At 36.9% G+C, this 12,191-nt stretch carries 7 protein-coding genes and 1 tRNA gene; all 8 read right to left on the bottom strand.

The genetic code is table 11. From position 1 onward, the window contains the following. Nucleotides 1–272 (bottom strand): response regulator (locus J7K93_01945; protein ID MCD6115751.1); only part of this gene is annotated, 272 nt, incomplete at its 3' end. Beyond that, nucleotides 265–693 carry a response regulator gene (locus tag J7K93_01940; protein MCD6115750.1) on the bottom strand — a complete coding sequence of 143 codons (429 nt, stop codon included), beginning with the start codon at nucleotides 691–693 and terminating at the stop codon, nucleotides 265–267. The genes J7K93_01940 and J7K93_01945, both read right to left, overlap by 8 nt. Beyond that, the gene (locus J7K93_01935; protein ID MCD6115749.1) at nucleotides 693–2,561 is read right to left on the bottom strand and encodes a HAMP domain-containing protein; all 1,869 of its coding nucleotides are present in this window, start codon (nucleotides 2,559–2,561) and stop codon (nucleotides 693–695) included. The genes J7K93_01940 and J7K93_01935 overlap by 1 nt, the downstream gene beginning before the upstream one ends. Then, the gene (locus tag J7K93_01930) at nucleotides 2,558–3,097 is read right to left on the bottom strand and encodes a YfiR family protein (GenBank protein ID MCD6115748.1); all 540 of its coding nucleotides are present in this window, start codon (nucleotides 3,095–3,097) and stop codon (nucleotides 2,558–2,560) included. Before J7K93_01930 ends, J7K93_01935 begins: the two co-directional genes overlap by 4 nt. A 184-nt stretch (nucleotides 3,098–3,281) precedes the next feature. Continuing rightward, nucleotides 3,282–3,887: an HAD family phosphatase gene (locus J7K93_01925; protein ID MCD6115747.1), complete on the bottom strand. Its 606-nt coding sequence runs from the start codon at nucleotides 3,885–3,887 to the stop codon at nucleotides 3,282–3,284. A 114-nt stretch (nucleotides 3,888–4,001) separates the two neighbouring features. Then, nucleotides 4,002–4,074: transfer RNA gene (locus tag J7K93_01920), tRNA-Ala, on the bottom strand. Between the two features lie 423 nt (nucleotides 4,075–4,497). After that, complete coding sequence (locus tag J7K93_01915; protein ID MCD6115746.1) at nucleotides 4,498–5,676, bottom strand: hypothetical protein; 1,179 nt, start codon at nucleotides 5,674–5,676, stop codon at nucleotides 4,498–4,500. Between the two features lie 28 nt (nucleotides 5,677–5,704). Next, a complete protein-coding gene (locus J7K93_01910) occupies nucleotides 5,705–12,112 on the bottom strand; it encodes a choice-of-anchor D domain-containing protein (protein MCD6115745.1) in 6,408 nt (2,135 codons plus the stop codon). Between the last annotated feature and the right edge of the window lie 79 nt (nucleotides 12,113–12,191).

The raw sequence follows: 12,191 nt of genomic DNA, 5'->3' as shown, positions 1-12,191 counted from the left end.
ACTGCTATGTCAGTATCTCCTGCCCCTGTCACAATAACACTTGGAGTATCGCCAATATTTTCCAGAAGATCAAAAGCTGTACCATCTATCAACATATAGTCCATTAAAATCAGGTCAAAATCAGTTTGCAGAATAATATCGGAGGCATCTTTAACAGAATCCACAAAAATGACATTATAAGGTAGTTCGTATTCCCTGATAAATCTTTTATATGCCATTTGATCAATTTTATCATCTTCAACAATTAACAATTTGACTAATCCATTAGTCATTTACTTCCTCCTCAGGGAGCTCACAGGCTTTCCAATAGTTAATTATTTTTTCAATAATATCTACGAACTTTTTATAATCTATAGGTTTGATAAAATATCCTGATGCGCCAAAATTGTAGCTGAGTTGCTTGTCTCTCTCATCAGAGGAAGTTGTTATTACAATAACGGGTATACGTATAAGTTTTTTATATTTTTTTATCTGTTTAAGGAACTCAATACCATTCATTCTCGGCATATTTAAATCAATGAGGATTATGAATGGTATATAATTATCTGAATTTAGTAAAAATACTATTGCTTCTTCACCGTTTTTTACAACAATAAGTTCGTTCCTGGCATTGATTTCATTCAAAGCGCGTTTTACTGTCAAAGCATCAATAGTGTCATCTTCAACGAGCAAAATCGGACTATCTTTTGCCATTATACATTTTCCTCTACTTGCGGCATGGACACCTCTTTTTTGTCAATTGTAAAATAGAAGGTAGTACCAAAACCGGTTTCTGACTCCAGCCAAATTTTGCCCCCCATTATTTCAACAATTTTTTTTACAAGTGTCAATCCAATACCCGTACTTTCCAGTTCATCTCTTGGTGAAAGAGTCTGGAATATCTGATAAATTCTTTCATAATATTTTTTTTCTATTCCCGGCCCGTTGTCGGATATGCTGAATTTCCAGTGTGTATTGACATCCTCACTAAAGATTGTAACAAGGCCTTCCTCTTTATCATTAAATTTTACTGCATTACTTATTAGATTTTGGAATATTTGTTCAATCCTTGTTTTCTCTGCGTAAATTACCGGCAGTATATTCTCAACATTTATTGTTATGTTAGAGGGCGGAGAAATCGCTTCAATTATATTCTTTACTAACAAGTTCAGGTCAATTTCCTGTTTACGCTCCTTAACTCTGCCAACTCTGGAGTATTGTAAAATACCGTCTATAAGATTATACATTCTGCGAATACGCTGTTTCATCAAATGAAGATGTTCTCTTCCCTCTGTATTTAATACATTCTCATAATCTTCAACAACCCATTGCGACAGCTGGCTTACTCCTCTTAACGGAGCTTTTAAATCATGAGAGACTACATATGCAAATTGTTCCAATTCTTCATTAACTGCTCTCAATTCAGCAGTACGCGCGGCTACCCTCTCTTCAAGTTCTTCATTTAATTTTCTAATTTCATTCTCTGCAGCCTTCTGCCTTGTCACGTCCTGAGCTGTTCCATGAACAATTTCAACATTTCCCTCCGAATTTTTTATTACTTCACCTCTTACAGATAATAATCTTATACCGCCCCCATTTATTCTGTGATGACATGTGCATTCAAATTCCCGCCCCTCATTCTGCGCCATTTTAATGTTTTCCAACATCTTTTCTTTATCTCTTTTATAAAATCTTTTCACAATAAGATTTATTGAAGGTGTAGTTTTCTGTTCACAATCCAGCAGCCTGTACATCTCGGAAGAAAAAACCATACTATTATTATTTATATTCCACTCCCAGCTCCCAATTGATGCTATTCTCTGGGCTTCTGCTAATCTTGCTTCACTAGTTCTAATTGCTTCTCCTGCCTCTTTAATCTCCTTCTCTCTCTTCTGTACTTGAGAAAGCATATCATTAAATCCGTCATATAATACTCCGATCTCATCATCACCGCTCTTAACCAACCTGACTGAATAATCTCCATCTATAGACAACTTTTTGGTAACATCAGCTAAAAATAAAATAGGCCCGGAAATTATTTTCTGCAATCTTAATGAAATATAATATGAAATAAGCAGAACAAAGACAATAATTGTACTCATCGTAAATATCTGTGCATTAATTTTTTTATCAAGCTCAATTCTTGAACTGATTATCAATATCTGCCCTAACTTTTCTTCCATATATCCAATAGATTTTGATACATAAAGTTCTTTATTTATAAATTTTGTAAGATTTTTCCCATTTAATATCGGCCCCGGAATTTCAGAATTATTTTTAGAATAGTTAGCAAATCTCTTCCCGTTGGCATCATAAATTACAGCAGCTTCAATCCATGGGATTTTATGAAGTTTTGAAAGTATTTTTTGGCCACCAGGTACATCATTAAACAGAAGAGGAGATATAAAAGATTCACCTATAAAATCTGCGTAGAGTTGTGTTTCACTAATCATATCTTTTTTAAATTGCCAGATAGAGCTATATGTAATTAAACTTGCTCCTATTAAAAAAGATATACTTGTTACAGATAGAATAAGCACGATAAGTTTATTTTTTATGGACAGAGATGCAATACTTTTCATTTTGCACCCCTTAAGGGCTGAATAATTCTTGCTAATTCATATAATTGATAACTGATATGCAAATTGGACTTATTAACGGCTCTCTGATTTATTTCAAATTTAATATTTTTTCCGGCTCTGTACAAATTAATGTGCACACCTTTTTCAGAATAACCAGGTGTATCGCTTACTGTAAGTATGGCAGCTTTATTTATAATTTTTAATATTTGTTTTAACTTACTACCATTTAATTTTGGTATAAACAATATATTACTTTTTAAAATTGAGGAATCTATTTTCGTATAATATTTAATTTTAACAGTATTACCATTGATCTTCATGCTTTTATAAATTTCAATTAATCTCGGCGTAATCCCGATTTTTTCAAATACTCCAATAATCAATTCACCGGATGAATCATTTTGAATATCTACAAATTGCGCAAACCTTCCGATATATACAGCTTTTATGGTATTCTCGTCATATTGAGTACCGGATATCGCTGAAACAAAAGACATGAATATTAATGTAATAATTATTTGCAGTTTTTTAGTCATTCCATTTCCGTATAAAAGAATTCATAAATTTCTTACTGTACAGAATTTGGACACTTTAAACCTGATTTTATTCGCAAACTGGACGAATAACTCACGGGAATTAAAGAATTTATCTCAAGTATATATGTGCAAAATTCCTGCCAGATAAATACCGCATTTACATAGCAGCCCGTTGAATTTTATACTACATTTCAATACCCCAAATGGCGAAATCTTTTACCAATTTCTCATAAGATTCATAACGCAAAGATTTCATTCCTGCACTTTCCGCTGCGATTACATTCTCTTCCTTATTGTCAATAAACAGTAATTCTGCAGGCAAGAATCCTGTCTTTAGAATTGCTTTTTCATAAATGGCTTTATCAGGTTTAGCTGAATGTAATACATATGAATAAAATTCGTAATCAATTAGTTTAAAAAAATTGTAATTATTTTTTAAAAATTCGATATGAAGAGAATTTGTATTTGACAGAAGCCCTAGTTTATACATAGACTTTAATTTTGTTAATAATTTATAAGATTCAGGTTTGTCAAAGAAAATATCACACCATAAATCAATAAATTCCTCATATGCAAACTCAGTCTTTAATTCTTTTAATATTTTGATATAGAACTCATAAGAAGAAATAAACCCTTTCTCAAACTCATCAAATGCTCTGGAATCAGAAAAAATTAACTTTAAATTCTTTTTAGAAATATGCGGCCCTAATTTTTCAATTTTCTTTAATGAACTGTCTGTTTTAACGTCAACAAGAACATCACCAATATCAAATAAAATTGCTTTAATCATTAAATCAACTCAAATATTTTGGAATAGAGTACATTTTTCTATTTTATCTGACGGAAGAATAGCAACATCATTCGGAAAAGAAGGGGTCACCTGTCTCTGGTTACCCCTTTATTGTGGAGCTGACCGGGTTCGAACCGACGACCTCTTGACTGCCAGTCAAGCGCTCTCCCAACTGAGCTACAGCCCCTTAAGTGATAGTGAAACTACTAAATTCGGGTAATAAAATCAAGTACTTTTTAAATAACCTTGCACCCCCTGAAAATTGTTTTGAATATTTTTCCCCGCCGCGGAAAAAATCTCCGGCACGGAAATAGTATAGGCCGTATGGATGGAAATCAGGCATCAATGCAAGAAAAAACGGGATTGAATATTGTCCAGAGATGATGGGAATACACACGTAGCATACCGGCAACTCTGTTTGCCGGCATGTCTTTTCAATGATGTCATGGGCAGAACAAGGTATTTCTGAATCATCATAGAGCCGATATTGGCAGCATAAATCCACAGTTTTTTTAAAGGGTTTTTTCGTTACCTTGCAATTCATACATCTTTTCTGTGACGATAAGGCCATATTTATCAAATAGTTAAAACCTTTTTCAAGTAGGGCTAATTACAACTCAAATTCAAATCCAACCCCCAATTCAAAACCTTCAATTGATACAGAATTTATTGTTTTGGAATCATCAGATAGATTTCTCAAAGCTCCTATCAAATATTTTATATTACTCACAAACTTAGCAGTCTGTGTGAAATTGTATTGAACAGTAAGCCCCCCTCCAGACACCCGGGCCCCTCCCCAGCCTTCTTCATTCATGCCATAAAATCTTGTTTCAGTATTAATGAACACTCCTCCTTTTCGAGAGGGGAATATTTTATATTTTAAGTAGAATTCGGCCTGCGGGCCGTTTGTATTCTTTCCCTCTTCTTTAAAATACAACCCCTGCTGAAGCTCATTTTTACCGCTTTGACGGTAAATGCCCCTGAACCATAAATACCTGTCATCACTGATACGCCAGAAAAACCCTAAATTCAAATCTACTCTATTACCTGCTTCAAAAACTTCCCTGCCGTCTCTTTCATCTTTTCCATAACGAGTATATAGTGCATCAAACATAATTTTCATCTGTTCCGAAACCTTAAAGTCAAATCCAAAATTGATAGTTAATTCATCTCCCGGTTTATATTCACCTGCCCAGTTAGTAGTAACAGTATCACTCGTACTAATCGCATATTTATATGTGTATGTAACCGGATGATACGCAATTTTTTTAATAAAACTTACTCCCACTCCGAAAACCAGATTGTCACTAACATCATAAGCACCAGCAAATCCGGCTTTAGCACAAAACCCTTGTCCGGTAACCGGTACCTTGTACTGATATATTCTTTTACTCAGATGCCTGGCTAACTCATATTCCGTATTTGACAATCTCACTTTTCCCGTAGGTATTCCTGCTCCGAGATCAACCATTACTTTATCATTAAGGAATACATATGAGCCTTGAATCCATGTATCAGAAAACCCTGAAAGTTTACTGCCGGTATACCACCAGCTATACGATGGAGTATGAGTCACCGATATACTCATATCCGGCTTTACAGGTATTACAATACTAATTGGGAAAGATACCTGGCTAATTGGACTTTTACTATGTGATAATCTCCATGCCTGGAAATACATTCCAGTTGAAATAACTGTATTTCTTACAACAGGAAGTACTTCTTCCTGTGCAAAAGCTGAAGTTGTAAATAGAAGAAAAAATACAAAAACTATTGATTTTAATTTCATCGAAACACCTCGTTAGGTATCATCCGGATTAATGTATAACAACCATTTTATGTGACAGCACTTTACCCGAAGAAGATAGCCTGTACAGATAAACACCGCTTGACACACTTCTTCCAAGAGCATCCCTACCATCCCAAATAACCGAATAGTTACCTGGCTTTTCCTGTTTATTCTTTAAAACTTTCACAACTTGCCCAAGTGTATTAAAGATCACAAGTTTAACCGGCCCTCTTTTTTGAATACTATAATTAATTACAGTCTCGGGATTAAAAGGATTCGGGTAATTTTGCTGTAATTCAAACTTCACAGGCCCAATTGGCATACCATCGCTCTTTTCCTGTATAAACTCTTCCGTACCTGCAATAATTTTAAATGTTCTTTTAAACTCTCCTTCGGCAATACCGTTAAAATCCATTCTGCTTAATGAACCCATATTAACTGAAGTACCTTCGAACAGATCAAACAAATAGACTTTCCAGCCATCAGGCAAAGAAGAAATAAAGCTCCATGAAAGCTCAATATTTTTATCTTTTGGACTACCTTCAACATTTGCAAACCATACATACCCCTGTTTGCCTGGCTCCCTGATATCTGCAGCGAATTCTCTTTTGGATGCTGTATCTTCCGTATTTCCCACTGTTATACGGACATAATAATCACCTATGGAAGGCGGTTCAAATCTGTCAAAATTATCGCGTCCGGAAGCAGCGCCTCTGCGGACACCAATAAAATTGTCAATATCTTTTGAGAATTCATTCCAGGCAGAAATTTTAATTAGCCATGATCCGTCTTCCAAATCACTCAGGAGACCGTTGTTAATAGTTTTCAATACGGCTGTTTCTGCTTTTTTGGGCGGAATAAGTAATGTTCCGCTTGTTATATCAGTATTTAATATCCAATACCCTTTCCATGGTTCAAGAACAGCATAATCCATCTGATTACCATTAGTATAATTATAGTACCATAATGTCCTAATTGAATCTGTAGAACGCGAGCAATCGTCCCAATTCACTGAGAAATTATAAGGTACGCCAATCATATTCCAGCCAGGTTCGATCGAAAGTGCATAACTGGAATCAGTAGTAACTGTAAGTCCTGAACCAACATCAAAAGTTGCATCATTATCAGTAATAATCCAGAAAGCTCTGCCAGGAGAAAAATCAAAAATATTTTTATCCGCAGAATGATTATATTCTATGTACTTTTCATCCTTCCTGTGCCACCAGAAAAGTTTCCACTTATATGGATTAAAAACTCCAAGATCATCCTCTAAAACAGACGGGATATCCGTAGAATCCAATTTAAATGGAACCGAAATCATTCTATATGATTTAGCTCTTATCTTCTGTTCAGATGCTGCGCTTGTATATTTTACTTGAGCACTTAAAGGATTATTTTTCGGATCGGCAAGGGGTTGTGTAAATTTTTCATCCTGTTCATCAACAACAAATACATAAGATACATAATATTCCAGCCCTGTTAAAGTTTGTTCCGATCCCGGAATAAGAGCTGTAAATGTAGAATCATTCAATTTTGATGCTTTTACGTCAGAATACTGTATTTCTCCAGCATTTCTATAATGAACATAAACACTGTCTTCATAAGCTTCCAGAGAAACCGGCACATGAATATATACAGTTGCATCCTGCTGAAATTTTGGTTCTGCCGGAGAAAGGGAATCAACTGCAACTCCTACGTCTATAAAATTAAACTCCCATCGCATTCTAACTATATCAGAAATTCTCAGCTCGTCGAATAAACCCTCGTAATAATGAGTAGTACCCAAAGTATCGTAAGATGCACCTATCAACACAGGTGAAGAAATTGCCGTTATATCTGTTCTATTGAATTCCTTAGACCACTTCTCAGTACCGTCAATGTACAGCTTTCCTGTCTGATTGTCCAGGCTGGAGTATGTGAATGCCAGATGGTGCCATACATTATCATTAACTCTCGGGCCGCCCTGGCCAAAACCAAGTACTGCTATCCTGCCTTCATTGTTTACTGAAATTTCAAAACCGGGTTCTTCTTTTTCCTGGCCCATTGAAATTAATGTTTCAGAAAGTGTATCAGTCTTAAAATAAAATTCAATTGTAAAACTCTGCTGTGAAAGATCAAATGAAAGTACTGTGCTTGAAGGGTTCTGAACAATCTGGACATAATCATTAATTCCATCAAATTGCAGGCCCCTGCCCTTTTCCAGAAATCCCTTTGTACGCAATGCACCATTTATTGTGCCGTTATTTTTATTATTAGTTGAATCATATACCGTACTTCCCGATGTCTCCTCAAACCTGTAAAGTGCAATTGTATGAGAATCAAGTGCAGGAGCACCTATCTGCCCGCCTTTGGCACAACTTCCAGCCAGCCTTATTCTTATGCTGGGTTTGTCAGAATCATTAGAGTACAATATCACAGAGCCTGTATCATCTCCGACTATTTTGGGGCTGTAATTAATTAAAATCAGTTTCTTCTTCAGCCCGTTTAGCAGAAAAGCTGAACTTGAGACCGAAAAAGTACTATTTGTAAGTATTGTTTCTGAAATATAAAGGTCCTGATCTCCGAGATTCGAGACCTGCACCGGAAGAGATCTGGCCTGCCCTAAAAGTACCGTTGAAAAATCAAGATTAACGGATGAGACAGATATCTTCCTTGGCAGTACGTTGACTTCCCATGATTTTCTTGCAATGCGTGATAATCTCAGCTCATCAACACACCCGTTGAAGAAAGAATCTATTCCGAAACGGGACCCTACATAAACACTGTCAGTATTGCTTGTCTGCAGAGTATCAGAGAATACCAGGCTGTCAACTTTTTCATTGTTTAAGGAAAGATATACTTTCTCTCCATTCCAGATGAGAGAAGCGTTATACCATTGATTTATTTTAAGAGTATCAATATTTCCGGATTCAATATCATGCCTTGTACTGTTTTTATCCCATACAGAGCCGACTAATCCTCTTTGCGGATCTATAAAAATACCTAGTTTCGGTTTATTTTCAGATCCTGCAATAAAAAGATAATATCTATTATCTATAATTGTTGGCTTTTTATCCATAGAGAACCACATTTCTGCTGTAAAGGAATGGGATTCACTAAATAATTCAGGCAGGGGCAATTCGAGATAACCTTTTTTACTTCCATTCAAACTTAAACAAGGCCCAAATCTTCCCTGATCTTTTAATGTAACTCCTCCGTCTTCACCTTTTACCTTGCCATTAGCCTCTGACGAAGATGAATCGATTACTACAGTATCCCCGGAAAGAGTAGTAAAATGGTACAAGCCTGTTGTAAAGATATCATTTGAATAACTTCCTGGAATTTTCTCGGAAATAGCTGAACCGTAAAGCAGTATTTTTAACTCCGGCCAGAAGGGGTCATTAGTTTTCATTGTAATGTTCCCTTCATATGATTTTGCATCCTTTGGATAAAAAGTAATCGGGAGTTCTTTTGTTTTTCCGGGTAAAACATTCATTTCAGTCTCAACAGTTGCAAATATTGATGTCAAAGAAGAGACAATATTAGTAATCTTAAGGGTGTCTATTCCCGGATTATAAATTTTAACTGAAAGTTCTCTTTCACCGGGAAGCACAACATCTCCGAAATGCAAAGTAGTTGAATCCAGGTCAGCCCTTGCCATTCCCACATTAAATTCCCATGGATGCCTTGCAACATTTGACACTCTTATCTCATCAAGAAAGCCCTGCAGAGGTTCGTTACCAAGATAAGAATTACCGAAATAAAGAGGTACCGTATCAAATGTACTGCCTTTTCTGCTCCCTTTTATCGGTTGATTTACCTTTGCTGCATCAAGTTGTGTTCCGTTTATATACAATCGAAGTGAATCTCTGTCAAGCACAATTGCAGAATGATACCACTGCTCTTTCTGAATACCGCTTGTTGTAACAGATACTTCCTGCCCGTCATGGTAAAAAACACGGCCTATTAAGTTCTGATTATCAACTGCCAGATCAAACTGCATTCCACTGGAATTACCTCTGCTGATCAAAGTTCCTTTTCCCGGAATATTATCTGCGAGATAAAACCATAATTCTGCAGTCAAGCCTCCCCATTCAGGCCCGATAAACTGCCCTTGTGAAGGAGTGATTACGCATACATCATTCTGGCCGTCAAAGCTAAGAGCTTTATCTCCAAACTTACTGTTGTATGTTCTTGTTGCAGGAGTCCATGTACCGTTCATGTTGTTGCCGGAATAATCAAACACCTGATTTGAACCGTCAGTTTCCTCAAAATGGTACAGACAAATTGTAAAAGGATCTGTTACATATGAACCCGCAGGGAGAGTTTCAATTCCCTTCCCTGTTAAATTTACTTTATATCTCGGGTATGTAGGGTCACTGCTTGCTATTATCAGGCTGGAATTAAGCTGGGTTAAAGAGGTAGGCTTATATTTAAGCCATATTGCAGTATCTCCGCCTGCCGGTACATAAAAATTCATAGATGGAATAACAAGCGGATTCACTGTTACAAGATTGGATTTTGAATAAACGCTGTCAATAACAAGAGCCTGTGTTCCCGGGTTGCTTATTCTGAAAAGAAGATTGCGATCACTTCCCTTTAACACATTTCCGAAAGTAACAGTATCCTTCTTAACTGATACTCTGGATTGATTAACATTAAACTCCCACGATTGCCTTGCAACGCCCCTTGATATCCTAACTTCATCGATATATCCGTTTAAAGGAGCATCTCCGGTATAACTTGCGCCTATTGAAAGAGGTTCAGATCCTGAATTATAGAGAGTACCATGCAAGAATGCTGCATCTCTTTCAACACTATTAACATAAAGGCGAAGAGAATCGCTATCCCACGTCATTGCGACATGATACCACTGTTCTGCATTGATATTGTTTCCATTACCGGTTTTTACATAAATCGGCTGGCCGCCAGAGTTCCAGACAATACCGTAAATACCAAAGTCACCATAAGCATTGGGAGATTGGAAACCTATTTCGTATTGTCTTGTCTGGCTGGCATAATCCCCCCTCCTCACAAGAATATACTTTGACTGTGGTTTTGTATTCATCCTGAACCACAATTCTATAGTAAAAGGTGTATCTTTAAAATCATGAAAAGGCGTTGCATCTATAACAACTTTACTGTAGGGGGGCACACCGTTAAATTTAAAACTTGTCCCGAACACAGCTTCAGATTCACCTGTATGCACACCTCCGTCAATTGCTGCATTAAGGTTCTGTCCTGACTCATCTATTGCAGTCTGTGCACCCGGAGACTCATCAAAATGGTATAGCCCTCTTGCAAATGTATCGTTCTCATAAGCTACTTTATTATTGAACGCATGATTTACACCAGTCAAAGAGAGATAAACTGTATCTGCATTTGTCTTGACTGTCGCAGTTGTCGGATAATTCACATCAGGGGGAACATCCCGAGTAGGGGAAAAATAACATACTACACGATGAGTATCTCCCGGAGCTACGCTAAAGCTTGTTTCACTAAATGAATATTCATCATAGCCAAGACTGATGCCTGTTATTTTTAGAAGAGTGGTTCCTGTATTTTTTACCCACAGAATTTTTGGCCTTGTTTTGTCTTGTTGGACAGGGCCAAAATTTAGGGTTGTAGGCCAAATATATACTGAAGGCTTAATTTTGCTTTCAAATAGAAATACCCCGTCTTCACCGTTTGCAACACTTATATAATCACCGCTGACTGCAAGTCCCCGCGCTCTTCCTCCGGTATCGTAATACCCCACTTCAGTATATTGTCCTGCAGTGGAGAAATCATATATTTTCAATCCCTTGTCTTTTTCAGAAATATACAGAGCCTTTCCTTTAGCGTAAATTCCTGTGCAATAACCTGATGTTGACACATTTTCACTGTTATTTGTCAATAAATTCCATACAATAAATCCGTACTGTCCGTTAGCCGCAAAAAGAGTATCTCCGGAAAGGAATATATCAACAGCCTGAATATTACCGGTTGTCATGGATTTCTCAAGAGAGAGCGTTCCCTGGTCAGATACCTGATAAACATACAGTCCTGTAGAATCTGCAACTGCAAGTCTGGTTCCGTCATAGGAAACACCGATGGCATTACCGGGTGTATCCCGTTCCGATTTCTGGAAATAAGATCCGGTAATATTTATAACCTTCACTCCATTCTGGCCGCATGCAAGAAATGCGTATGAACTGCCGTCTACAACGCCGAGATCAACATCATAGCAGGTAATATTTCCGGAATTAAATCCTTCGTTCTGCAGCACCGGATCAGTAGGTATTGACAAATCTATAATTGACAGCCCCTTTTTTCCGTCTGCAACATACCCGTAACTCCCCTGAACAACAATATTTTTTGCACATCCTCTTGTCTGTACAGAGCCGAGAGGCTCCACTTTACCCACAGAAGAAACAGAAAAAACCTTAATCCCTGTTCTGCCGCTTGCAGAATACATGTATTGTCCTGAAATATCAACTCCGTTTACAAAATCTCCAGTTTCTATTTTGGATAATACCTGTGGTGCAAATTCAGGT

This window comes from bacterium (genome assembly GCA_021158245.1).
GTDB lineage: Bacteria > Zhuqueibacterota > QNDG01 > QNDG01 > QNDG01 > QNDG01.
Note: the sequence above shows the minus strand (reverse complement) of the source record. Positions and strands in the feature narration are given on the sequence as shown.

Coding starts and splice junctions, on each gene's coding strand:
- J7K93_01940 (MCD6115750.1), bottom strand. CDS start 693: ATGGCAAAAGATAGTCCGATTTTGCTCGTTGAAGATGACACTATTGAT.
- J7K93_01935 (MCD6115749.1), bottom strand. CDS start 2,561: ATGAAAAGTATTGCATCTCTGTCCATAAAAAATAAACTTATCGTGCTT.
- J7K93_01930 (MCD6115748.1), bottom strand. CDS start 3,097: ATGACTAAAAAACTGCAAATAATTATTACATTAATATTCATGTCTTTT.
- J7K93_01925 (MCD6115747.1), bottom strand. CDS start 3,887: ATGATTAAAGCAATTTTATTTGATATTGGTGATGTTCTTGTTGACGTT.
- J7K93_01915 (MCD6115746.1), bottom strand. CDS start 5,676: ATGAAATTAAAATCAATAGTTTTTGTATTTTTTCTTCTATTTACAACT.
- J7K93_01910 (MCD6115745.1), bottom strand. CDS start 12,112: ATGTATTCTGCAAGCGGCAGAACAGGGATTAAGGTTTTTTCTGTTTCT.